This is a genomic window from Blautia sp. BCRC 81119 (assembly GCF_003184505.1).
Classification (GTDB): Bacteria; Bacillota; Clostridia; order Lachnospirales; family Lachnospiraceae; genus Blautia_A; species Blautia_A fusiformis.
The window spans coordinates 39,550-65,296 of the sequence record NZ_QJHD01000023.1 but is presented as its reverse complement, the minus strand read 5'-3'; the positions used below and the strand labels follow the sequence as shown (position 1 = coordinate 65,296).

Annotated in this window: 20 protein-coding genes, 1 tRNA gene, 1 other RNA gene and 2 other annotated features; of the genes, 5 read left to right on the top strand and 17 right to left on the bottom strand. The window is 44.8% G+C overall.

Annotation, left to right across the window (positions count from 1 at the left end):
* Window positions 1–70: 70 nt before the first annotated feature.
* The 13 genes from DMI82_RS13900 to DMI82_RS13840 form a co-directional block, all read right to left on the bottom strand.
* Window positions 71–283, bottom strand: a complete 213-nt coding sequence (locus DMI82_RS13900) for a ferrous iron transport protein A (RefSeq protein WP_044962386.1) — start codon at window positions 281–283, stop codon at window positions 71–73.
* Between the two features lie 295 nt (window positions 284–578).
* On the bottom strand, window positions 579–1,187 hold the full coding sequence (locus DMI82_RS13895; RefSeq protein ID WP_022427216.1) for a histidine phosphatase family protein: 609 nt from the start codon (window positions 1,185–1,187) through the stop codon (window positions 579–581).
* Window positions 1,187–3,604, bottom strand: coding sequence for a phenylalanine--tRNA ligase subunit beta (gene pheT, locus DMI82_RS13890; RefSeq protein WP_110103632.1), 2,418 nt, complete (start codon window positions 3,602–3,604; stop codon window positions 1,187–1,189). The genes DMI82_RS13895 and pheT overlap by 1 nt, the downstream gene beginning before the upstream one ends.
* 66 nt (window positions 3,605–3,670) lie before the next feature.
* Window positions 3,671–4,690: a phenylalanine--tRNA ligase subunit alpha gene (pheS, locus tag DMI82_RS13885; RefSeq protein ID WP_044962388.1), complete on the bottom strand. Its 1,020-nt coding sequence runs from the start codon at window positions 4,688–4,690 to the stop codon at window positions 3,671–3,673.
* Window positions 4,691–4,785: 95 nt separating this feature from the next.
* Window positions 4,786–5,007: a binding site (T-box leader), on the bottom strand.
* Window positions 5,008–5,054: 47 nt separating this feature from the next.
* Complete coding sequence (locus DMI82_RS13880) at window positions 5,055–5,948, bottom strand: YihY/virulence factor BrkB family protein (RefSeq protein WP_059086355.1); 894 nt, start codon at window positions 5,946–5,948, stop codon at window positions 5,055–5,057.
* 25 nt (window positions 5,949–5,973) lie between these two features.
* Window positions 5,974–6,561, bottom strand: coding sequence for a GNAT family N-acetyltransferase (locus tag DMI82_RS13875; RefSeq protein ID WP_059086356.1), 588 nt, complete (start codon window positions 6,559–6,561; stop codon window positions 5,974–5,976).
* Window positions 6,562–6,596: 35 nt separating this feature from the next.
* Window positions 6,597–7,655: an aldose epimerase family protein gene (locus DMI82_RS13870; protein WP_059086357.1), complete on the bottom strand. Its 1,059-nt coding sequence runs from the start codon at window positions 7,653–7,655 to the stop codon at window positions 6,597–6,599.
* A 59-nt stretch (window positions 7,656–7,714) separates the two neighbouring features.
* Window positions 7,715–7,892: non-coding RNA, 6S RNA (gene ssrS / locus DMI82_RS13865), on the bottom strand.
* An 82-nt stretch (window positions 7,893–7,974) separates the two neighbouring features.
* Entirely contained in the window at window positions 7,975–9,465 is a 1,491-nt protein-coding gene (thrC, locus tag DMI82_RS13860; RefSeq protein ID WP_059086358.1) for a threonine synthase, read from the bottom strand.
* Window positions 9,466–9,681: 216 nt separating this feature from the next.
* Complete coding sequence (locus DMI82_RS13855) at window positions 9,682–10,515, bottom strand: cell wall hydrolase (RefSeq protein WP_022427220.1); 834 nt, start codon at window positions 10,513–10,515, stop codon at window positions 9,682–9,684.
* A 486-nt stretch (window positions 10,516–11,001) separates the two neighbouring features.
* Window positions 11,002–12,948 carry a DUF2142 domain-containing protein gene (locus DMI82_RS13850; RefSeq protein ID WP_110103631.1) on the bottom strand — a complete coding sequence of 649 codons (1,947 nt, stop codon included), beginning with the start codon at window positions 12,946–12,948 and terminating at the stop codon, window positions 11,002–11,004.
* A 124-nt stretch (window positions 12,949–13,072) separates the two neighbouring features.
* Complete coding sequence (locus DMI82_RS13845) at window positions 13,073–14,728, bottom strand: 2-isopropylmalate synthase (RefSeq protein ID WP_173776119.1); 1,656 nt, start codon at window positions 14,726–14,728, stop codon at window positions 13,073–13,075.
* A 96-nt stretch (window positions 14,729–14,824) separates the two neighbouring features.
* Window positions 14,825–15,098: a binding site (T-box leader), on the bottom strand.
* 148 nt (window positions 15,099–15,246) lie between these two features.
* Complete coding sequence (locus tag DMI82_RS13840) at window positions 15,247–15,927, bottom strand: VanZ family protein (protein ID WP_227589151.1); 681 nt, start codon at window positions 15,925–15,927, stop codon at window positions 15,247–15,249.
* 256 nt (window positions 15,928–16,183) lie between these two features.
* On the opposite strand from DMI82_RS13840, the gene DMI82_RS13835 reads away from it, so the two are divergent.
* The 4 genes from DMI82_RS13835 (at window position 16,184) to DMI82_RS13820 (ending at window position 20,663) form a co-directional block, all read left to right on the top strand.
* Window positions 16,184–18,454, top strand: a complete 2,271-nt coding sequence (locus tag DMI82_RS13835; protein ID WP_110103630.1) for a glycoside hydrolase family 3 C-terminal domain-containing protein — start codon at window positions 16,184–16,186, stop codon at window positions 18,452–18,454.
* A gap of 568 nt (window positions 18,455–19,022) precedes the next feature.
* Window positions 19,023–19,463, top strand: a complete 441-nt coding sequence (locus tag DMI82_RS13830) for a hypothetical protein (protein ID WP_021652930.1) — start codon at window positions 19,023–19,025, stop codon at window positions 19,461–19,463.
* Between the two features lie 134 nt (window positions 19,464–19,597).
* Window positions 19,598–19,671, top strand: a tRNA-Pro gene (locus tag DMI82_RS13825).
* A 95-nt stretch (window positions 19,672–19,766) separates the two neighbouring features.
* Window positions 19,767–20,663, top strand: coding sequence for a LysR family transcriptional regulator (locus tag DMI82_RS13820; RefSeq protein WP_021652931.1), 897 nt, complete (start codon window positions 19,767–19,769; stop codon window positions 20,661–20,663).
* A gap of 164 nt (window positions 20,664–20,827) precedes the next feature.
* Here the strand turns inward: DMI82_RS13820 and ilvC are convergent, their stop codons facing one another.
* From ilvC to DMI82_RS13805, 3 genes are all read right to left on the bottom strand, one after another.
* Window positions 20,828–21,847 (bottom strand): ketol-acid reductoisomerase, encoded by a 1,020-nt coding sequence (ilvC, locus tag DMI82_RS13815; protein ID WP_015526773.1) that lies wholly within the window; start codon window positions 21,845–21,847, stop codon window positions 20,828–20,830.
* Window positions 21,848–21,943: 96 nt separating this feature from the next.
* Entirely contained in the window at window positions 21,944–22,441 is a 498-nt protein-coding gene (gene ilvN, locus DMI82_RS13810) for an acetolactate synthase small subunit (protein WP_021652933.1), read from the bottom strand.
* A 164-nt stretch (window positions 22,442–22,605) separates the two neighbouring features.
* The gene (locus tag DMI82_RS13805) at window positions 22,606–23,646 is read right to left on the bottom strand and encodes a tyrosine-protein phosphatase (protein ID WP_021652934.1); all 1,041 of its coding nucleotides are present in this window, start codon (window positions 23,644–23,646) and stop codon (window positions 22,606–22,608) included.
* Window positions 23,647–23,799: 153 nt separating this feature from the next.
* On the opposite strand from DMI82_RS13805, the gene DMI82_RS13800 reads away from it, so the two are divergent.
* On the top strand, window positions 23,800–24,744 hold the full coding sequence (locus DMI82_RS13800; RefSeq protein WP_110103629.1) for an AEC family transporter: 945 nt from the start codon (window positions 23,800–23,802) through the stop codon (window positions 24,742–24,744).
* Between the two features lie 182 nt (window positions 24,745–24,926).
* Here DMI82_RS13800 and DMI82_RS13795 read toward each other — a convergent pair whose 3' ends face one another.
* Entirely contained in the window at window positions 24,927–25,736 is an 810-nt protein-coding gene (locus tag DMI82_RS13795; protein ID WP_110103628.1) for a Cof-type HAD-IIB family hydrolase, read from the bottom strand.
* Window positions 25,737–25,747: the final 11 nt, after the last annotated feature.

Here is a 25,747-nt window from a genome sequence, read left to right as displayed (position 1 = left end):
ACAACCAGAAAGGACAATTCCTTCGCCAAAAGAATTGTCCTTTCGTCTTTTTTCTATTTTATACTTTTATTTATACTTTTATACGGCAGGCTGCATCATCGCTGATCAGGATCCTGCGTCCGCAAACACCTACGATCACTCCGCCAAGTATCCTGCTTATGATCTGTACGGTCTTTCCTTCGCTGACATCATATTGCCTGATCTGTTCCATAGTCTCCGGCATTCCGGTCATCCACTTGATCGTGTAGCTTTCCCCTGCTTTTGTCTCATTTAATGACTGCATATACTCACCCCATTCCATATATCACATCGCTATCAGTAATTATCCTCTATCCGTAGGCGGATATTCGCAATCCGCACTTGGTTAAATGATTTCATATAATTCCAACACAATTCTGCATCTTTATACAATTAGTAAAGTTTAACTTTTATTTTTCTGAATCATTCATTGCTTTTATATATTTTATCTCATTTTATCTCAATTAGTCAATCATAACCTGTGAAATTCCACCAATAAAAACAAGCAAAAAAGAAACGCAGAACAGCCATTACAGTTATTCTGCGTTTCTCATTATTTTCTATGCATAAACTCTATCTTCTTCCAGAAGCGTTGTCTTTCCATTCTTTACTTCCACAAGATTAACACAGCAGTTTGGCGGCACGGAGCCTCTCCAAAAATTCTCCGGATCAGGATCTACATTCTGAAGAAGAGCACGGACTGCACATCCATGAGAGGCAACAAGAATTGTTTTATCCGCAAGAGTCGGATCTGATGTTATTTCATCCCAGAAATCCTTTGTCCTGGCGATCACATCAAAAATATCCTCTCCCTTTTCCGGTCGTTTAAAATTTACCGGAGCACGGAAAAAAGTCTCGATCTGCGGATCGATATAATTGCCATCTGCATCTCTTACTTGATCACCCTCCAACACACCAAAATCGATCTCCTGGATCCGTTTATCCGGTATAATCGGAACGTCACGTTTCCCCAGAACATATTCTGCTGTCTGTTTTGCCCTTGAGAGCGGACTTGTAAAACAGATATCAAACTTCACATTACGGAGAGCTTCTCCGGTTTTTTCTGCAAGAAGGATCCCTTCCTTCGCAAGAGGTACATCCGCTGCACCCTGAAGCTTTTTTAATTTATTCCACTCAGTCAGGCCATGTCTTACAATGTAGATCAGCATCAGCTTCTCAGCTCGATTCCAAGTCCGTTAAGACCATTCATGATCTTTTTCATTGCTGCGGAGATCTCGTTTTCACCAAGAGTCTTGTCATGGGCACGGAATACCAGAGAATAAGCCATGGATTTGAAACCTTTCTCAATCTGTGCGCCCTCGTAGATATCGAACAGCTGATAACTCTCAAGAATATTTCCGCCTCTCTGATCAAAAATCTCCTCGATCTGTCCTGCGAGAACTGCATGGGGAACTACAAGGCTCAGGTCACGAGTTACAGCCGGATATTTGGCAATTCCTGTATATTTGTGGTTGAAACCAGCAAATTCCAGAACATCCAGAATGTCGATCACTGCGATATATGCTTTTTCTCCGATAGAGTAATTATCTGCAACAGCCGGATGAACCTCACCTAAGTATCCAACTACCTTACCCTCATAGATCATGTTAGCCTGTCTTCCCGGATGAAGGAATGGTTTTCCGCTGTTTGGATCGTAGGTAACCTTTTTCTTCATTCCGATCTTCTCGAAGAACTCCTCGCATACACCCTTCATATCAAAGAAATCGCCTTTTCCGTACATTCCAAGTGTAAACATGGTACGCTCATCCGGAAGCTCTGTAACCGGAAGGGACTTCGGAAGATAGATATTTCCAAGCTCGTAAAGACGAACATCTTTATTACGTCTGTTATAGTTTGTGGAAAGGGATGCCAGCATACCGTTCAGTGTGCTTGTACGCATGATACTGTAGTCCTCTCCAAGAGGATTGCTGATGGTGATGACTTTACGAAGATCACTGTCCTCAGGAATACAAAGCTTGTCAAATACCTTCGGGCTTTCGAAAGAATAGGACATTCCCTCTGAGAATCCGCAGTATTCTGCGATATCTCTTGCAACCTCCTGGATACGAAGCTTAAATGGCAGCTTACCTGTAGTAGCCTCTCCTGTAGGAAGTGTCATCGGGATCTTATCATAGCCATAGAATCTTGCAACCTCCTCTGCAACATCTGCATTACAGTGGATATCCTGACGGAATGTCGGTGCAACGATCTCGTCTGTTTTTTCATCATAAGCCAGTTCTACACGTCCAAGATAATCGATCATCTCTTCTTTTGTAAGGCTGGTTCCAAGAAGTTTGTTGATCTTCTCAGGCTCAAATTTTACTCTGGATGGCTCTCTTGTCTCGCTGCAGACATCAACCATTCCGCCTACAACCTCACCTGCACCAAGCTCTTCCATCAGCTGGCATGCACGGTCAATTGCAGCCTGTGCATTGTTCGGGTCAAGACCCTTCTCAAATTTACCGGATGCATCTGTACGAAGTCCGATCCTCTTGGAAGAAAGACGGATGCTGGTTCCATCGAAGCACGCCGCCTCAAAAAGAACCGTTTTTACATCGTCTGTGATCATGGAATTCTCTCCACCCATGATACCTGCGATGCCGACAGCCTTCTCACCGTCACAGATCATCAGAACGTTCTCATCCATGATACGCTCCTGGCCATCCAGTGTGACGAATTTCTCATCTTTTCCTGCACGGCGTACAACGATCTCCTGATTTGCGATGGTATCCAGATCATATGCATGCATTGGCTGTCCAAACTCTTCCATTACATAGTTTGTGATATCAACCAAGTTGTTGATCGGGCGGATTCCATTGGAAGCCAGACATCTCTGCATCCACTTCGGGGACGGACCGATCTTGACATTTTTTACAACTCTTGCACAGTAACGCGGGCAAAGCTCCGGATCCTCTACAGTAACCTTTACATAATCGGAAGCTTTCTCATCATTTTCCTTAACCTCTACAATCGGCGGACAGAATTTCTTCTGGAAGGTTGCTGCTGCCTCTCTTGCGATTCCAAGAACACCGTAGCAATCTACACGGTTGGAAGTGATCTCATACTCAAATACCACATCGTCAAGGCCAAGTGCCTTAACAGCGCTCTCACCCACAACTGCGTCCTCAGGAAAAATATAGATTCCGTATTCCGGTGCTTCCGGATACATTTCTCTGGTGCTTCCAAGTTCCTCGATAGAGCACATCATACCAAAGGACTCAACGCCACGGAGTTTGCCTTTTTTGATCTTGATCCCTCCGGGAGTCATTTTTCCATCATGGCCACCTGCAACACGTCCGCCATCAAGAACAACCGGAACCTTATCTCCTTCTTTTACATTTGGAGCGCCTGTTACAATCTGCACACTCCCAGTTCCGATATTTACCTGGCAGATGATCAGCTTATCTGCATCCGGATGCTTCTCGATCTTATCGATCTGGCCGATCACGATCTTATCGAGATCGGCATCCAGCTCTGTAAAGCCCTCTACCTTTGTGCCTGTTAAGGTCATGGCATCTGTATATTCCTGTGCCGTTACATCCAGATCCGGCACATATGTTTTAATCCAAGATAATGAAGTATTCATTTTGGTTGTCCCTTCTTTTTTCTATATTTACTGTCAGACGGATACTCATGATCCGTGTTCACTGTTTTAGAACTGTTTCAGGAATCTGCTGTCGTTCTCATAGAGAAGACGCATATCATCGATCTCATATTTCAGAAGTGCGATACGCTCCAGACCTACACCAAAGGCAAATCCTGTATACTCATCCGGATCGATCCCGCACATACGGAGAACATTCGGATGAACCATACCACAGCCAAGGATTTCGATCCAGCCGGAACCTTTACAGAAACGGCAGCCTTTTCCGCCGCATTTGAAGCAGGAAACATCAACCTCAGCGCTCGGCTCTGTGAACGGGAAATGATGCGGACGGAATTTGGTCTTTGTCTCCGGTCCGAACAGCTCTTTTGCAAACTCCTGAAGGGTTCCCTTAAGATCTGCAAACGTAACATTCTTATCAATAACAAGGCCCTCGATCTGGTGGAAGGAAGGTGAATGTGTTGCATCTACCTCGTCAGAACGGAATACACGGCCAGGTGCGATCATACGGATCGGAAGCTTGCCTTTTTCCATCTCACGTGCCTGCACCGGTGATGTCTGGGAACGGAGCAGAATGGAATCATTGATAAAGAATGTATCCTGCTCATCTCTTGCCGGATGATCCTCCGGAATATTCAGCTTTGTAAAGTTGTAGTCCGCATACTCAACCTCCGGACCTTCCACAACCTCATAGCCCATTCCGATGAAAATACGCTCAACTTCTTCCAGAGCGATAGTATTCGGATGGCGATGACCGATCTTCGCTTTCTTTGCAGGAAGTGTTACATCGATCACTTCTGCCTTCATTTTTTCCTCACGGACCTTCTCCTCAAAATCCTTTTTGGAGGCTTCCAGAAGTTCTTCGATCTTAGCTCTTGTCTCATTGACAAGCTGTCCAACCTTCGGACGCTCTTCCGGAGCAACATCCTTCATACCTTTTAAGATTGCAGTAAGCTCACCTTTTTTTCCAAGATATGCAACACGCACATCATTCAGCTTATCCAGGCCCTCGGATTCCTCGATCCGTTTTCTGGCATTTTCAGCCAGTTCCTGAAGTCTTTCTTTCATATCCATGGTCTATTTCTCCTTTAATTAAAATGATCAAATGATCCGCCGCCCACCCCGAAGATCCAGATATGGGCAATAAAAAAACCGTCCCTTATAAAAGGGACGGAATATCCGCGGTACCACCCAGTTTCCCATGAAAAGATCACGGGCACCTCTTGTCTGCTTAACGCGCAGCTTACGTCATCTCCTACTGCTACTTCAGAGAGGAAGCTCCGGTGGGAAATTCAAGAACCATCTGAACCCGGGGAAGCTTACAGCCGGTGACTTCCCTTCTCTGTGAGAAAATGATCCTCTATAAACACCTTCACAGCTTTTCTGTCTTTTAATACTATGCCACAAGGTCTGCCTTCTGTCAAGCGCAAAGTCAGGATTCTTTGGAACTGTTTTTTTCATTTTCTTTCTTGGAAAGAAGTGTTTTTACAGATCTCTGGGCCTTTCGGAATTCATTTTCGAAGTAGGCATTGATCTCCGCCCCGTAAAGAAGCAGGTTCATACACACATACAGCCACAGCATTACCATGATCAGCGCAGTCAGACTTCCGTACATATTTCCAAAACTCGGAAAAAATTCAAAATACAGGGAAAATCCATAGGAAAATATCATCCATGCCACTGCGATCATAAATGCACCCGGAAGCTGGCTTTTAAAGGTTGCCTTTCGGTTTGGAAGCACTTTATAAAGGACCAGAAACACTGCAAACAGCACGGCAAATACAAGCAATGTCCTGGCCCCTATAACCTTGGCCAGCAGTCTCCCGAGAATCGGAATGGTTCTCTGTGCAGCTACTTGGATTCGATTACCAAGAACCAGGACCAGAAGAGTGACAATGATCGCCAGCACAAACAACAGCATATAAAAAACCGAATAGATTCGGGTCATCAGCCAGTTTCGGGTTTCCTTTACATGATAAATGGTATTTAAGCCATTGGTGATCGCCTGCATTCCCTTTCCGGACGCCCAGAGCGCCATCAACGCAGACAACGGCACGATGGCTGTACTTCTTTTGTATACTTCTACCACAATGCTCAGCACAAAGGTCTGCAGATTTCCGGGCACAAACCCGATGATGGCATCCCTGACAACATTATAGCTTAACGGTGTATAACGGATCAGCGTTGTAAGAAACAGTATAAACGGGATAAAAGACATGATCAGAAAATACGCTGCCTGGGCCGCATATGCACTGACATGATCTCCGTTTGCCCTGCGCACAAATCCCAGCATGAGCTGGATTATATTTTTCTTTTCCTCGTCCATGCTGACCTCCCTCAGGTTTCTTTTTTCACCAGGAAAAACGTTCAAATCCGATCTTATCCTGGATTTCCGGAAAAAGCTTTACTTCCGGCTGCAGGCTCTTATGTTCGCCTATCATCTTTTCCATCCATACCATATTATACCAGCGGTTAAACTTATAGCCGCATCTGTGGAACTCTCCCACACGCTTATAGCCGAAATGCTTATGAAAATCCACACTGGCACTGGTCAGGTATTCATCATCTTTTGGTGCAACTGCAATGCAGGCGTTCAGGTTCAGAATTCCCATCTCTGCAAGAAGACTCTCCAAGGCTCGATAGAGTCTGCCTCCTGCACCGCTGCCCCGCCGGTCATGTCTCACATAAACAGACATCTCCGCACACCAGCCATAAGCAGCCCTCGGGTGAAACGCCGAACCATAGGCATATCCCAGGATCTCTCCGTTCTCTTCTGCCACAATATACGGATATTTCACCTTTATATCATGGATTCGCTGCGTAAACTCTTCTATGGAAGGTGTTTCGTATTCAAATGTGATCGCAGTTTTTTCTACGTAGTAGGAATAAATCTCTAAAAGTGTTGCTGCATCTCTCTCTTCTGCCACACGTATCTGCATTGCCTTCTCGCACCTCTTTTATTTCTGTTTATCTGTTATTTCACAAAAAAACGGTAAACCGTTTCGGAGCTGTACTCTTCACCGGGAAGCAGGATCGGAGAATGGAAATCCTCTACATTGACTGCATTTGGCTCCACCTGTGTCTCCAGGCAGAATCCATAACGTTCATGATAAATATGACCGTTCTTTCCCTTCTCATCCTTAACAAAATTGCCTGCATAGAACTGCACACACGGGCAATCGGAGGAAACCTCCATACCGATACCGGATTCCCTGCAGTATGCAGTAGCGATCGAACGGACATTGCCCTTTGCATAATTATCGGTTACATAGTTATGGTCATAACCGCCTGTAAACTTCAGCTGTTCAAAGTCCGCCTCAATGTCTCTGCCGATCGGTTTGGAAACATTGAAATCCATCGGCGTTCCCGCCACCGGTGCATATTCACCGGTAGGAATGGACTGGCTGTCTTTTACCGGAGTAAAATACTTCGCATGAATACATACTTCCTGGTCAAGCACATCTCCGCTGCCTTCTCCGTTCAGATTAAAATAAGAATGGTTGGTCATATTGGCAACGGTAGCTGCATCAGAGCGTCCTCTGTAAAAAATCTTCAGTTCGTTTTCCTCTGTGAATTCATATTTCACAACAATGGAAAATTCTCCCGGAAATCCGTTCTCTCCATCCGGACTGATGCGGAAGAAATCCACGCTGTTCTTCTCCTGGGAAATTTCTTTTACTTCCCACAGCTTTTTCTCAAAACCATCCGGACCGCTGTGAAGATTGTTATGATTCTCATTCTCTGCAAGAACCACTTCTTTATCATCAATAAAAAATCTGGAATTCTCGATACGGTTTCCACTTCTTCCAATGATCGCACCGAAAAAGCATCCATTAATCTCATATCCCCGGATATCGTCATATCCAAGGACCACATCCTTCAGATCTCCCTTCTTATCCGGAACACATATCTTCACCAGGATCGCACCATACTGAAGCACTTCAGCATAGGCACCTTTTTTATTCTCAAGATGATAGATTTTTACTTCTTCCCCTGTAGGAAGTGTCCCAAATTTCCTTTCAGAAACACTCATGCTGTAATTCCTCCCATATATGAAAAAAGAGCCACTAACCGGCTCTATGTCTTTAACCGATTAATCCCGGGATGCCGTTCCCTTATTTTTGACGCCTAGCAGATGCTAGGTGGGTATCCTCAACAGTGTCTTCTGCCTACCACGACGTGAGGTCTGACATCCAACCTGCGATTTTGGATTCCCAAAATGTCAATGTAGGTTCAAAAAGAAAAGGGGGATCGAACATTCCAGGATTCGGTTTTCGTTGTTTTTATTATAAACCAGTATTTGTGCTTTTTCAACAGAAAATACATTTTCTTACTGATTTTATTATCAATTATTATTTGATCTTAAGGATATCCTTTACTGCTGCCGGCATATCCACTGCATCTACCACCCTGTCATGAAGAACCGGAGCAGTACGGATTTCTTCAACTGCACGTGGAACAGGTACTCCGGAAAGCGCACTTAATGCATCTACAAGGCCAAAATCATCCAGATCTTTATGCTCCTCACCAAGTGCTTCCATAACACTTCTTGTGAATTTATACGGACTTGCAGTAGAGGCGATCACTGTCGGAAGATGATCCGCTGTCTCACTTACATACTTCTTATATACGCCGGCTGCAACTGCAGTATGCGTATCGATCACATAATTGCTGTTTTTGTAGATATCACTGATGGCCTGTGCAGTCTCATCTTCACTGCAGAAATTACCATAAAAATCAACAAGCTGTGCTTTCATATCGTCAGTAATGGTATATTCGCCGCCCTCACTTAAGGATTTCATAAGCTCTGCACATTTTTCAGCATTTTCTCCGGTAAGACGATAGATCAGTCTTTCCAGATTGCTGGAGATCAGGATATCCATGGAAGGAGATGTCGTAAGGATGAAATCTCTCTTTCTGTCATAGGTTCCTGTGCGGAAGAAATCATAAAGAACACGGTTCTCATTCGATGCACAGATCAGCTTGTGGATCGGAAGTCCCATCTGTTTCGCATAGTATGCAGCAAGGATATTTCCGAAGTTTCCGGTAGGAACTACCACATTGATCTCCTGTCCGTCTTTGATCCTGCCGTCGCGTACCAGTGATGCGTAGGCATATACATAATATACGATCTGAGGAACAAGACGACCGATGTTAATAGAGTTTGCAGAAGAAAACTGGAAGCCGGCCTGATCCAGCTCTGCTGCCAGCTCATGATCATTGAACATCTTCTTAACTGCAGTCTGGGCATCATCAAAGTTACCGGTAATACCTACCACATAAGTGTTGGCACCCTTCTGAGTTACCATCTGTTTCTCCTGGATCGGGCTGACACCATGCTTCGGATAAAATACAATGATCTTCGTTCCCGGCACATCTGCAAAGCCTGCCATGGCAGCCTTACCGGTATCTCCTGATGTTGCGGTAAGGATCACGATCTCATTCTTAACATTATTCTTCTTCGCTGCAGTTGTCATCAGATGCGGAAGAATGGAAAGTGCCATATCCTTAAATGCAATGGTCGCGCCATGGAACAGTTCCAGGAAATATGCCCCATCCGCTTCATGAAGAGGCGCGATCTTTTCTGTATCAAATTTGCTGTCGTATGCTTTGTTGATACAGTTCTTAAGCTCATCCTCGGTAAAATCTGTAAGGAAACGGCTCATTACCTCATATGCTGTCTCCTGGTAGGTCATCTGTGCCAGCTTGTCCATTGGTACATCCAGCTGTGGAATGCTTTCAGGCACGAACAGTCCGCCGTCCTCAGAAAGGCCCTTAAGTATGGCCATAGACGCTGTAACTGCCTGCTCTTTTCCTCTGGTGCTCTTGTACAATACCTGCATTGGTGTTCCGCCTTTCTATTGTAAGATATTCGTTTTCTTTTCAACGTTATCACATTATAGCATGGAATTATGGAAAATGCCACCACTTTTAAAAAAGAATCTGTCTTGCCCAATCCCACCCTATGATCAGACAGATATTCACAGCTTTCGGATAAAAAGAAACCGCCGGTCTGTTTCTGCCGGCGGTTGGTTCCTTCTGTACTGCATCAGTTCTTCCTATTTATATGTATAAAATTCATGGACCCCGTATTTAAAGAGCCTCTTCAGGTCCTTTTCAAACCATTTCACATTATGTTCCTCTGCTGCAGATTTCTGGATAAAGAACAGTGCACCTTCAGAATAATCCGTACCCTTCAGCGCCTGCTTGACCGCTTCCCTTGTTTCATCGGAAACTGCAACTTCATTGATCCTGCCATCATAGGTCGGTGAAAACTGCGGAACGCCGTCACTGTTATCCCAGACAACCTCTGTCACCGTATTCGGAAAATCTTCGCTTTTTACACGGTTCATGATGACGTTAGCCACCAGAACACGGCCCTTGATATCTTCACTTCCTGCTTCTGCCTCCACGATCCTCAGAAGTGTATCATAGTCTTCATCTGACATCAGTGTGGGATTTTCTGCCAGTGTGATCGACCTTGCATCAAGTTCATTTACTTTGTTTTCCATAGAGGAGCTTACATTAAGATCTGCAGCAGTATTGGTTACTTTCTGTACTCTCTGGCCTACAATCACCTGCTCACAGGAGCTTCCGATCCTTGTAACCGTGCTTCCGGATAATGGTGTATCCGTAACTCCTGAAACCACACCTGCGATCCCGGTAGGAACAGCAACCTCTTCATAGGGAGAGCCCTCTCCTCCATCTGAGGCTGCATAAACCCTGCCTCCCTCACTTTCTGCAAATGTCCTTGTCCCCAGAGAAATAACCATCGCCAAAACTGCACATAATGTCAGCACTGCAAAACTGCGCGCGGAATTTCCTCCGGTTTTTCCATTTCTACGTTCATCCTGCACTCCGTCAGCCTCGCGTAAATCTTTCTCAACTTTCATAATCTCATTCCTTGCGTTTCATTTTCTGTAACAGCCCATAATCCTCCGATGCGATATCACAGCCCCCATTATCATCGCTTTCCGGATAAATACGGATCATTACGATTTCCTTTACATGTTTGTAACATTTTTGTAATGTATGGGAAAATTATATTTAATAATATTGAATATGTCAAGCTTTTTCCCGTATTTAACGCTTCAACGGCGGTATTTGTGTTTTATCCACACCTTATCCACATGTATTCCACATAAAATCCACATAAAACCGCAGAGTTATCCACACTCATGCCGTATTTCATTTCAGAAAAAAAGGCAGATAGCGTCTCCATCTCCGTCCAATGTTGTACACCCACTTTCCGGAAATCGTACTTCTATCTGCCTGTTTATCCTTTTTCAGAACAGTTTTTTCTTCTGTTATTTACAGATTTGATTATAATATTTTGTTTTCAGCCAGTCAAGGATTTTTGCTCGACCAGATCCGACACCTTATGCAAAACGGCACAATGCCTGCACGAAAAGTGTCGCATAAACACACAGATCGATACTCCAGGCTCCCAGAAACATTCCCCATGGTGTTTCCCCGGCTCCTTCGGCAAACCGTTTGGGCTTCAGCGCAAGAATCAGTGGAAAAAGAAGTGGCAGAAAATATCGTCCCTGCACGCCCAGGATCTTATCGTAGCCATAGGCTGTCCACTGTCCATATAACGTTACAAAGATCAGCGCAAATACCAGGAGACTGACTCCTCCCAGAATGCCCTTTGCCGGAAGATCCAGACGGATTCCCGATATATCATCATTCCCGGAAACCTGAAGGACCAGGATCAGAAGATATCCTATTGCCAGCAGGGCACAGACAGGAATGTTCAGCCATCCAAGATTACTTCCTATCATTTCTGTAAGATAGGTCACACCAAAATTATCCAGGCTCCGCACAAAAGTCAGGACAAAGGCAGCCGGATCCTTCAGGATCCCCACAAGCTGTGCAGCTGTATCCACACCTGGCTGTGACTCACAGAGATATCGGGACGCAATGGCCAGCCAGCCGAAACTTAAGATCAGGATCACAGCTCCTGCACAGACCACATGAAACCAGTAATTTTTCCTGCTTTTAAACCGTTCTTTCGGAATCAGGAACAGGAGCAGGCAAAACGGCATGTAAACCACTTTGCAAAGGCACAGGAATCCGGTCAGCACGTACATCCATATCAGCTGTCTTCTACTCATCACTTCTTTTTGTTTATATCGCATAGCCAGTACAAAGGCAGCCAGAGCAACTGTCAGAGCCAGGGCCAGGGCATCTGCTGACATGGAATTTGCTGACTGGATATTCACAGGTACCAGTCCCAGAAGTACGAGGAAATTTTTCCCAACAGGCGTCAGACGAATGGCAAAGAAAAAGAACAGTCCAAACATAAGCATATTGGCGATCCTTCCCGCATAGGCAAGAACCATCGGCCGGTCCGTAAACAGATCTGCAATGCGGATCCCTACTGCCTGGGGAAGATACGAAGTAGGTGCATACAAAGCTGTATTTCCAAATCCGTAAAACTGTGTTTTTTCCCGGTCGATACGCTGATCTGCATTCTCTCCGATATCCCATAATGATACATGATCCTTGGCGGAAAATTCCGGAACCAGACCACTGTTAAACGTCCTTCCATATGAGAATAAGTCGTTTCCTCCGTTGCCTTCCGACGTCAGATATCCTCTGGAAACCTCATAGCTTCTCAGATAATGGCTATACTCATCCGGCGAATTAAAGGCCGGAACCGCCGCCAGCGTACAGATACTCATAAAAATATAAACAACGGCAAACACCACTTCTGCCCGGAGCCGTCTGCGTTTCAGGAATGCAAAGATCACCAGCATCACAGCTGCCGCCGCTCCAATCACCAGAAACACCAGTGATTTTGGAAATGGCCTGGAAATGATCCGATAGGCAAGTGTCTGTGTATCATCCTTCTGGCTCACCAACCCTGCTGCCACTCCGGTATCCCCTTTTGCGCCATCTAAAACGATCCGGAATTTCTGCCCCTTACATTCCGTAAGCTTCTGGTCAAGCCGGAAATACGTGGTATCCCCCGACGATATGGTCAGTCTGCTGGCCTGCCAGCTCTGGATTTCCCTTTCATTCTGATACAGCGTTACCTGAAACGTTCCAGCAACCGATGCACTCTCTGTAGAAAGAAAAAGCTCCACACCGGACAGACGGTTCGTTTTGCAGGTAAACTCCTCTTCAAAGCTTCCTCCCACACCGATCATAGACCAGGTATCCGGTCTTGCCTGCTGCTTTACATTTCCGAGGATCTCCGAATCACTAAGCAGATATGCGGAAAAGATCAGGATCATTCCCCATATCAACATATATTTCAGAGCGTTTTTCAGCTCTGCAGACAGGCTGTATGAGCTCCTGTTTTTTTTCTTATTTTTCATAATATCCCTCTTACTCACTGTTATTTTCACATTCCGCACTATTATAGCATCTGCACGGCAAAAAAAGAAGCTGCGTTTTATGGCAGCTTCTCATTTTTTTGTAAACCTATCCGGAACCGGATGCTTATCGATTGTTGATCGCAGTTACCAGTGCATCAATAGAGGCACGGATGATATCCTGATCAACACCCGCTCCCCAGGCAAGCGTTCCATCCGGTTTACGGATTCCCACATAAGCGATAGCCTTGGAGGAAGAACTCTGCTCCAGAGCATGCTCCTGATAAGTCTCCAGTGTGTATTTCAGTTCGTAAGCTTTCTTCAGTGCATTGCTTACCGCATCCAGACGACCATTTCCGGAAGCCTCTGTAACGATGGTTTTTCCACGGAATGTAGAAATAACCCGTGTTACGATGCCGTCTTCCTTCTGCTGGAAATGAACCTCATTGATGCTGTATGGTTCAACCACATTTTCGAAGGTAGATTTGAACAGACTGAAGATCTCGTCCGGATGAAGCTCTTTGTGCTTGTGATCGGACACTGCTTTGGCTGCATAGCCCATAGCCTCGCGCATTTTCGGAGGAAGGTTCAGGCCAAACTTTGTCTCCAGTATATAGCCTACACCGCCCTTTCCGGACTGGCTGTTGATACGGATAACATCTGCGTCGTAGTTTCTTCCCACATCTGTCGGATCGATCGGCAGATACGGAACAGTCCAGTGCTCCAGATCTCCGTTCTCTCTCCAGTGCATACCCTTTGCGATGGCATCCTGATGCGATCCGGAAAATGCAGCAAATACAAGAGCTCCACTGTACGGACTTCTTTCATAGATCTGCATTCCGGTACATTTCTCATAAACCTCACAAATATGCGGCATATCAGAAAAATCGATCTTCGGGTCCACACCCTGGGAATACATATTCATACCAAGCGTTACAATATCCACATTACCGGTACGCTCACCATTTCCGAACAAAGTTCCCTCAATTCGGTCAGCACCTGCAAGAAGACCCATCTCGGAGTCTGCAACGCCACATCCACGATCATTGTGCGGATGAAGAGAAACGATCACGTTTTCACGGTATTTCAGATTATCACACATGTATTCCACCTGACTTGCATACACATGCGGCATAGAATGCTCAACCGTAACAGGCAGGTTGATGATTGCTTTGTTATCTGCAGTGGGCTGCCATACATCCAGAACCGCATTGCACACCTCCAGTGCATACTCCGGCTCTGTTCCCGTAAAGCTCTCCGGGCTGTACTCAAACTGAAAATTGCCTTCTGTCTCATCAGCCAGCTTTTTCAGAAGTGCAGCGCCATCTACTGCGATCTTCAGAATCTCCTCTTTTGATTTTTTGAATACCTGCTCTCTCTGAGATACGGATGTGGAATTGTATACATGAACGATCGCTTTTGGGGCGCCTTTAACAGCTTCAAAAGTCTTACGGATAATATGCTCTCTTGCCTGAGTCAGCACCTGGATCGTTACATCCTTCGGGATCAGATCCTGCTCGATCAGCGTACGGAGAAACTCATACTCTGTCTCAGAAGCAGCCGGAAATCCAACCTCGATCTCTTTAAAACCAATCTTTACAAGAAGCTTGAAAAATTCCACTTTCTGCTCCAGGCTCATCGGGATCACAAGTGCCTGATTTCCGTCACGAAGGTCTACAGAGCACCAGATCGGGGCCTTATCCACATATTCTTTCTCCGCCCATTTCATACATTTCACCGGCGGCATGTAATACTGACGTTTGTACTTGGATGGTGTCATCATTTTGTTTTCCTCCACTTTCTGTTTCCATTAAAATTTCTCTTTGGTTTCTGTTTTTGATATAAAGACATAAAAAAATCTTCCGACTCTGCAGATTCTGCAAGAGACGAAAGACAACTGCTGTCCTACGCGGTACCACTCTTATTTCATGAATAAAAATTCACACACTTGACAGATACGGAATGTATATACATCCTTATATCCTCTCCGGATAACGGCGGACACCGTCTGCGTCTACTCTCTTATATAATATATAAAGATTTCAGGCAGATGCTCCGAGGCGAGTTCCACAAATCCCTTCCGCTGCTTCTCACCGGCCAGCAACTCTCTGTGCTCCGTTCTCTTGTGTACTATTCCTCATCTACGCATTTTCTTTTTGAAACTGGTATTAGGTTAACACGTTATGGAAGATTTGTCAACGAAATTTTAGCGATGCACCGTGCAAAAATTTCAGTGCATCACTCACGAACAGAAATCCGGGCTGATTCTTTTCTCTGTCTTCCTGCTATCTGCGGCAGACATTATTCGGCTCCCCGCCTGACTGAAAGCTGATGACCAATCCAGTACACAGCCCCGCCAATACCTCCTCCAAGAGTATTATATGTCAGATCAGAAACCTGGAACGTCCCAAGCCTCAGGAAAAGCTGCAGAAGTTCAATGGACAGTGAGAATACAAAGGTAATCTTAAGTCCGGTCCACACAATATTCAAGAATGTTGTTTTTTTCAATATTTTCTTTCCTGCGGTCCAGAACAGCAGGATCGTGAACGGAATGAACAGCATCAGATTCTCAATACACTCAGTTGTGAGATATCTGGTACCATCCTCTCCATATTTCCAGATCCACCAGTTCGCCATCACATCCGAAAGGGGATTCATCCACATATCCCGGTTCAGCAGCGTGCGAAACAAGATCATGGTTGTATAAAAGGTCAGAAAAAACAGCTTCCGAAAAAAAGCATTTCCTCTGAAATACTGCCACCACACGGAAAAAGCTCCCCTGATTCCCCTTCCACCTGTCTCATTATGGTAGGCAAAGAGATAAAAAAACAGTACCATCACAGACAGGATCACAGAAAACCAAAATGGCTGGTACAAAGCTGTCAGTACACTTGTAATAATACTTGATATGATGTCTTTCATTATAAGTCCTTTCACATAAGCCAGACAGTCGACCATTCTTCTGTCCGGCAGCTCTGTCATTATTCCTACCTATATTACTACACTCTTCCCACAAAAGCCAGAAAAAGATATCTCTCACCGCTCTGTCAATCGACCTGCATATCGTTTTTATATTCCTGAAAATGTGAGGGTCATGCGGATATTCGCAATTGAAGCAGGGGACTTACTTGATTCGGCTAAACTGCAATATTTTTTATTTTTAACAAATTTTTGTTATATTTTACCAGCAAAACATGCTATAGTTCATAGTAAGAAAAACATTTCGGAGGTATTTTTAATGAAACGTGATCTGAAAAAAATCGTAAGCCAGATGACACTGGAAGAAAAAGCCGGCATGTGCTCAGGTCTTGATTTCTGGCATCTGAAACATGTGGAACGCTTGGGGATCCCGGAAGTAATGGTCAGCGACGGCCCTCACGGACTTCGTAAGCAGGATGACAAGGGCGATCATCTTGGAATGAATGACAGCATCAAAGCCGTCTGCTTCCCGCCGGCCGCTTTAAGCGCCTGCTCCTTTGACCGCAAGCTGATGGAAGAAATGGGCAAAACCATCGGAAAAGAAGCTCAGGCCAACGATGTATCCATAGTTCTCGGACCGGCCGTAAACATCAAACGTTCTCCTCTCTGCGGAAGAAACTTCGAATATTATTCCGAGGATCCATATCTCGCAGGTGAGATCGCAGCCGCTTTTATAAACGGAGTACAGTCCCAGCATGTAGGAACCTCTATCAAGCACTTTGCAGCAAACAACCAGGAATATCACCGCATGAGTAATTCTTCCGAGGCTGATGAGCGCACTTTACGTGAGATCTATTTCCCTGCATTCGAAACCGCAGTAAAAAAAGCTCAGCCATACACCTTCATGTGCTCCTACAACCAGATTAACGGCACTTTCGCATCTGAGAATAAATGGCTTCTCACAGACGTTCTCCGCGGCGACTGGGGCTTCAAGGGCTATGTAATGTCCGACTGGGGTGCAGTCAATGACCGCGTCAAAGGTCTTAAGGCAGGTCTTGAGCTGGAAATGCCTTCCTCCAATGGGGTCAACGATGCCCTCATCGTACAGGCCGTAAAAGACGATTCCCTCAAGGAAGACATTCTTGACCAGGCTGTTGAACGCATTTTACGCATAATTTTTGAATATGCAGACAACCGGGCACCGCAGGAATTCACCATGGAAAAAGACCATGAAAAAGCACGCCACATTGCCGAAGAATCTATGGTTCTTCTGAAAAACGATGAGCAGATCCTCCCTCTGAAAGCATCCGAGAAAATTGCTTTCATCGGTGGTTTTGCAAAGAAGCCTCGTTTCCAGGGCGGCGGAAGCTCTCATATCAACTGCTTCAAGATCACAAACGCACTGGATTCCGTTCCTTCCGATGCACAGGTTACTTATGCAGAAGGTTTTCCTGCAGACAAAGATCTCTACGATGATGCACTTGCAGCTGAAGCGATCAAAGCTGCTGCCGCCGCTGACAAGGTTGTGATCTTCGCCGGACTTCCGGACAGCTTTGAATCTGAAGGATACGATCGTTCTCACATGAGGCTTCCTGAATGCCAGAACCGTCTCATTACTGAGATCCTTAAAGTACAGCCGAATACCGTGATCGTCCTTCACAACGGTTCCCCCGTGGAGCTGCCATGGCTCAATGATATAAAAGGCCTTCTGGAAGCATACCTCGGCGGTCAGGCAGGCGGTACCGCTGTCGCAAACATTCTTTACGGAAAAGTAAATCCAAGCGGCAAGCTTGCCGAGACAATACCGCTCAAGCTCTCCGACAATCCATCCTACCTGAACTTCGGCGGTGGTGAAAAGGTTGAATACCGTGAAGGCGTATTCGTAGGCTACCGCTACTATGATACAAAAGAAATGGATGTAGCATATCCGTTTGGCTATGGACTCTCCTACACTACCTTTGCCTGCAGCGACCTGAAGATCTCCAATGAAAATCCTACAGACAAAGACACCATCACCGTTTCGGTTGATGTAACAAACACAGGAAATATGGCAGGAAAAGAAGTCGTACAGCTCTATGTCAAAGACTGCACCCATTCCGCGATCCGTCCGGAAAAAGAGCTCAAGGGCTTCGAAAAGGTTTTCCTGAACCCAGGCGAGACCAAAACAGTAACCATGGAGCTGGATAAGAGAAGCTTCGCATGGTACAATACAGAGCTTCACGACTGGTTCGCAGCCAGCGGCGAATATAAGCTCCTTGTCGGTACCTCTTCCAGAGATATCCATCTTGAAGGCAGGATCCATCTGAACAGCAGCCAGGAACTTCCGATGCATGTTCATATGAACACCACTCTGGGCGAACTGTTCCGCAACCCGAAAACAAGCGAAACAGCAAAAGAACTGACAGCAAAATATATCTCAGCCATGAACGTTGGTGAAGAGTCCTCTTCTGAAGCCGCTTCCGAAGCTATCACTGAAGAAATGACAGAAGCCATGACCGACTCCATGCCATTACGTGCGCTGGTAAGCTTCGGCGGATATTCCAGAGAAGAACTTACAGAAATTATTGAAAAATTAAATAAACTGATATAATTTCACAGGACATCCTCCGCCGAACGAATTATACTTACATAAAAAGCTGCATAAAACGGCACAAAAAGCGACATAATTGGACCGCTATGGCAGTTTCAGATCGCTTGACAAGCATTAAAGCGGATGTTATCATTACATATGGTTCAAAATCTTGGATCAAACAACAGAATAATCCGAAAAAATTACTGTCGCTTAATCTAACATTAAGCGGCAGTTTTCACATTCTCTTCATTTTCCTTTCACACAATGCACACATTTTTTTACTATATTATTAACTGTAGATAGCAAATGCTAAACAATCTTTTTCTTTTTCATACTTTTTTGCCGGGAGTCAGCACAACTCCCGGCCTCCTTTTTTATTCTTCAGGTAGTTCGCCTGCATTTTCTATTATTATTAAAGATATAAAAATATGTCTTGTTTTTTCTTATTATATATATTATACTAGTCAAGAACTTATTGTTCCCGTCCATTTTGTTCTTTGATAATTTCATAGACTTCACACTCGAAACATGATACAATATCCGCACAGAGAAATATGCGGTACAATTTTTGTGGGAGGATGCGCATATGCTAGATCAGAAAGATTTGGAATTATTAGCCGGTATGATAAACCCGATCAATGTCCAGCTGGGCAATATAAATAACCGATTAGATGGTATCGACGCCAGACTGGATGCAGTGGATACTCGTCTCGACGGTATTGACGCTCGTCTCGATGCTATGGATGTTCGTTTTGACGGTATCGACGCTCGTCTTGATGCTATGGATGTTCGTTTTGATGAAATAGATGCCCGCTTCAACCGGGTAGAAAACAGACTTGAAATGATCGATCTGAAATGTGATACCAACAGAAAACGCCTGGACGATCTTTCACTGGATGTTAAGCTTGCAGAACGGGATATCCGAAAAGATATCAAGAATTTACAGGACACAACAGAAACTCTTGTCGTTGTACTTCAGGGAAGAGGTATTTTACCTGACCCAGGTAACACAATACAGACAGCCTGATCATATCATGTAAAGAGTGTGAAGCCTATGAAAGTATCAAGGGATTACACTCTTTATTATCATCCATACAACCATCTTTCTCCTCAAAAAATGGTTGCATTTACAATTCGTTTATGTTATAGTTATATGCGTTGCGGGGTATGGCGTAGCTTGGTAGCGCGCACGGCTGGGGGCCGTGAGGTCGCAGGTTCAAATCCTGTTGCCCCGATATTTCTAACAAATTCAAGGATTTCCGAGGTCTGATGACTTCGGATTTTTTTATTACCTTTATTACCTTACTATTTTTCGAAAGGAAGGTTTTGCATGCAGGATAATCTGTCTCTTTATCATATTTTTTATACGGTAGCACGTACCGGCAGTATCTCCCACAGTTCCCGGGACCTTTATATCAGTCAGCCTGCTATCAGCAAGGCGATCCAGAAGCTGGAGCAGAATCTGGATACCGTTCTTTTTAAACGCAGTTCTCGGGGTGTCACTCTGACCCCGGACGGTGAGCTTCTTTTTGAAAAAGTAAAAGAAGCTCTTTCACTTCTGGATGAAGGAGAAAATTCCATTCGCCATAACCGTTCCCGGGACATTCCAAAGCTGCGTCTGGGCGCCAGTTCTACTCTTACCAGATATGTACTGCTCTCCCACCTGGAAAACTATATTGCACGTTTTCCTCATGTACGTATCACAATTTCCTGCCAGTCTACTTATCAGACGCTGCAGCTTCTGGATGAGGAAAAAATCGATCTGGGACTCATCGGACGGCCGCAGAAGCTTCGGGGATATTATTTTCAGCCTCTTTTGAAAATCCAGGATACCTTTGTCTGTACACAGCAGTATCTGGAAAATCAGAAAAAGCTCTATCCGGATGAACCTCTGATCCAGGCAGCAACTTTCATGATGCTGGATGAGGACAATATTACACGTCAGACCGTGAACACTCAGCTGAAAGAACATCATGTGGAATTAAGTCATATTCTGGAAGTAACAACTATGGATCTTCTGATCCAGTTTGCGGAAATTGGTCTTGGGATTGCATGTGTGATCCGTGATTTTGTAAAAAAAGAGCTGGAAGAAGGAACTCTGGTGGAAGTACCGGTAGGATTTTCTTTTCCGCTGCGTGAGATCGGGTTTGTATGCAGACAGAAAGATGCTGATTCGGCTTTGATCGCGCCATTTTTTGATGATGAAACAGAGCATCCGGATAAATAAAGGAATGTAAAAAAAATTCCCATCTGATCATTGCGACCAGATGGGAATTTTAAATTTCAAAAAAGTTTCCTACCACTGTATTACGTGTGTGACTTTTTTGACTCAAACTTCGCTGCGCTTCGTTCGAGTAGCGCAAAATTTATTGCACCTGCAATAAATTTTGCTTAGTTATTAATAAGCTTATCCTCGCCGTTCCAGCTGTAGAGTTTACGGATCTCCTCGCCGACTTTCTCAGACTGATGCTCAGAAGCTAATTTTCTCATAGCCTTGAAGTGTACCTGTGCACCTGCATCGGACATGTCGAGCAAGAACTCTTTTGCGAATGTACCATCCTGGATATCGGAAAGAACTTTCTTCATTGCTTTCTTTGTATCCTCTGTGATGATCTTCGGTCCTGTGATGTAATCGCCATACTCAGCTGTATTGGAGATAGAATATCTCATTCCTGCGAATCCTGACTGATAGATCAGGTCAACGATCAGTTTCATCTCATGGATACACTCGAAGTATGCGTTTCTTGGGTCATAACCAGCTTCAACAAGTGTCTCGAAACCAGCCTGCATAAGTGCGCAAACACCACCGCAAAGTACAGCCTGCTCACCAAAGAGGTCTGTCTCTGTCTCTGTACGGAATGTTGTCTCAAGAACACCAGCTCTTGCTCCGCCGATTCCAAGTGCATATGCAAGTGCGATATCCTGAGCTTTACCTGTAGCATCCTGCTCTACAGCGATCAGACAAGGAACACCTTTACCAGCCTGATACTCGCTTCTTACTGTGTGTCCAGGTCCTTTCGGAGCGATCATTGTAACATCAACATATGCTGGTGGTTTGATGCATCCGAAATGAATGTTGAAGCCATGAGCGAACATAAGCATGTTGCCTTCCTCAAGGTTCGGCTCGATATCGTTCTTGTAAAGTGCAGCCTGTTTCTCATCGTTGATCAGGATCATGATGATATCTGCTTTCTTAGCTGCTTCAGCAGATGTATATACCTCGAAGCCCTGCTCCTCAGCTTTTTTCCAGGATTTGCTTCCTTTGTAAAGGCCGATGATTACATTACATCCGGACTCTTTAAGGTTCAGTGCATGTGCATGTCCCTGGCTTCCGTATCCAATAATCGCAATTGTCTTACCATCTAATAATCCAAGATTACAGTCTTCCTGGTAAAAAATCTTATTTGCCATTTTACTTTCCTCCTCTGATGTTTACAACATCTTCTTCATAAAAATTATTTATCGTTAAGAGAGTAGCTGCTCTCCTAGCAAACATATGTAAAAAATTTACAGGTAACGGACATCGTCACTGCCTCGTGACAGACCTGTGATTCCTGTTCTTGCAAGCTCAAGGATCTCATAGTCAGCCATCAGCTCCACAAACGCCTGCAGCTTGTTCTGGCTTCCGGTCATCTCCATAATAAGAGAATCCTTACTTACATCCACCACCTTGGCACGGAAGATATCTGCAACAGAAAGAGCTCCCTGTCTCTGTTCCGGCTTCACAGCAACCTTGACGAGCATCAGCTCACGGGCAACGCTGTCGTCCTGTTCAAGGACCTTAACATCCCGTACATCTTCCTGCTTCGCCAGCTGCTTAGTGATCTGCTGGAGCATCTGATCATCTCCCTCACAGACAACTGTCATACGGGAATATCTCTGATCTGCAGTCACTCCTGCGGTAATGCTGTCAATATTATATCCACGGCGGCTGAAAAGACCAGCCACACGGCTAAGGACTCCGGAGGTATTATCCACAAGGATGGATAGTATTCTCTTTTCCATAATACACCTGCTTTCAACACTTTTATGTATAGAAAACCGACTTCGTCAGTTAACGCTTTAATCTAATAAACCCTTGCTTTCTTACCATTATAACAACTTCGAAAATTTTGTCAATCAAAATTTCCTGCAAAATTCCTTCAGGATGATAAGAAATGTTTTTATCCTCAGATCAGATATTTTTTCTTAAGCTCCTCGGATGCCTTTGGTGTCAGATAAAGTTTTTTCCGAAGGAATCTTTCAATTCCTCCGTTTTCTTTTTCGATGACATCAAAAACTGTATTGATATAGGACTCCTTCACCTGATAGAAGGCTTTCAGATCTGCAAGCTTCCGGCTGTTTTCCGGCCGGTCTGCCCGGTAAAGCCTGCGCATATATTTCAGTTCATCTTCCAGACATGGATTTGACCGCATATAATCCCTTCGTATCGTTTCCTTAGGTACACCCAAAGCAAAGAGCAAAAGTGCTGTTCCGACTCCTGTCCGGTCTTCTCCTGTGGCACTGTGAAAAACAACAGCTCCATTCTTTACATGAAGCAGGACATCTAGAAAACGTGCATACTGCTTCAGAGAATACTCATCCGTAACGAAATTCCGGTACCAGTCCTGCATATACCGGTCTACATCACCATAGCAGGACATCACATGTTCAAAAAAGCTGTTTCCACTGCTGTCCTCATCCCGGATTGGAATGTGATAATACTCCACTCCTGCCATGATATCATCCGGTTTTTTCTTTACTTCTGCAGCTGACCTGAAATCAATCACTGTTTTTACATTATATTCTTCTGAAAGGATCCGGTTGTCTGCAGCAGAAGCATGATAGATTTCTCCGCTGCGCAAAAGCTTTCTGGGAAGAATATGCGAACCGTCTACTGTCATCAATGCACCCAGATCTCTTGTATTCGGAAGATTCTGAAGCGGAAGCCTGCTTCCTTTTGGAAAACCAACCGCAAGATCCGGATTCAGTACTTTAAGAAGCTGAAGGCAATCCTGTACCTCCTGCTCTGTCATATCAAATTTATAACGCTTCTGACGTCTGGTTATGATCACCAGATAATTGATGATCAGCTGCTTTTCACCGGTTTTATCGGTTCCCTCACGGCGCATGTACGCCCAGAGAATATCTTTACACGGAAGACTGTTGAGCATCATATGTCTGGTAAACACAAAAAAGCCATCTTCGATCCGTATTTTTCCGTATCTCATTTTCTTTCCTTTCTCCTTCTCAACCCCTGTGCTGCTTTCTTCGCAACACTTTTTATCATACCAGAAATCTCCAGTCCCGTATACCTCGTTTGACAATTTTCGTAGTTTGGATATAATAAACAGAGAAATTTTACCACAGGGAGGTTTTCTTTTATGGACAATCTTATTTTCTGTCTGAATGTTACCGTGCCCATCTTTCTTACACTGCTCCTGGGATATTTTTTCCGGAGGATCGGACTGTTTGATGAAACATTTGTCAATCGTATGAACAAATTTGTGTTTGTCATCCCCCTGCCTGTGCTTCTGTTTCAGGACATCGCTAAAATCGATATCTATGAGGCCTGGGATCCCAAGATGGTTCTTTTCTGTTTTGCGATCACATCGCTCAGTATTATAATCTCCGTGCTCCTGTCCCGTTTTCTCCACCCTTCCGATATCCGGGGCGAGTTTATCCAGGCATCCTACCGCAGCAGCGCAGCGATCCTTGGTATCGCCATTATCCAGAACCTTTACGGAAATGCAGGTATGACACCACTGATGATCATTGCCAGCGTCCCTCTTTACAATGTAATGGCTGTTGTAGTTCTCTCTGTCTTTAAACCAGGTCAGGGAAAAATAGATGGTACCGTTCTGAAGCACACTTTAAAGGGAATTGTCACCAATCCCATCATTCTCGGCATTGCAGCCGGTACACTCTGGTCCCTTCTTCGTCTTCCATTTCCGAAGATCCTGGACTCTACGGCAGGCAATCTTGCAAAAACCGCCACTCCTCTTGGCCTCATGGCTATGGGCGGATCTCTGCACTTCGGAAAAGCCTTTTCCCGGCTGAAAGCATCTGTTGCCTGTACATTTATGAAACTTGTCGGTTATGAAGCACTTTTTCTTCCTCTTGCCATCCGTTGCGGTTTTACAAAGGACAAGCTGGTTTCCATCATCATCATGCTGGGGTCGGCCAGCACCGTTACCTGCTTTGTCATGGCAAAAAACATGGGACATGAGGGCTCCTTTTCTTCGGGAGTCGTGCTTCTTACCACATTATTCAGTGCCTTTACCCTGACACTCTGGCTGTTTATCTGCAAAGGTCTGGGACTGATCTGATATTGCAGCTTCTGCATATTATCTACCCGGAAAAATCTGTAACATAAAATGCTGTAAGAACTACGATTTCTGGTTCTTACAGCATTTTTTTATAAAAGCATATTCACATAAAGCTATCATTTCTGATGTGGATGTTTCTGTTCTTACAATCTCATAGCCTACAAAACAAACGAAGCATTCTCTCAGATCAGCTTCAGATATTTCAAGCCATCCCGAATGCCGTAGTGGAACATATCAGACGTAACATAATCTGCCAGATCTTTGATCTTCGGAGAAGCATTTCCCATGGCAACCTTTGTTGCAGCGTATTCAAACATGGCAAGATCATTGTTGCTGTCTCCAAAAACAACGGTATTCTCCCACGGAATATCAAACAGGCGGATCACAGCTGCGATCCCAACAGCCTTGTTAAAGCCCTTTGGCACCAGTTCAATGGTATTTCCCACAAACGAACTGCTGCCTTCATGGCGGATGATATCATAGTATTCTGATAAAATGGATAACGCTGCCTCCGCATCACATCCCTCAGTCATTTTTGCACTGATCTTATTGATCCGCATACAATCCTCATTTCCACGGATAGGCCTCCATTTATCGCCCAGGGATTCTGTGATCAGACTGGCATACCAGTTCACTTCATCGGTATACTCCTCTTTGTCATAATACATAAAATCCGCGCCTTCCATTACCGGGATCAGTCCGTATTTTCTGAGAACCTCCACAGAAAGCTTTGCAACCTCCGGCGTCATCTCTTTATTAAAAAGTCTCTTCCCGTCCTTCTCAATGGTGGATCCGCAGGCACTGATCATTCCCGTAAAAGGGATCTGCTCCAGATACCAGGATACAAACGCACGACTTCTTCCTGTGCAGAGCCACGCTTCATGTCCGTTATCTACCAGCGCACGGATGGCTTCTATGGCACTGTCCGGCACTCCTTTTTTCATATCACAGACTGTTCCGTCCGCATCAAAAAATACTGCTTTTCTGCTCATTTTCCTGTCCT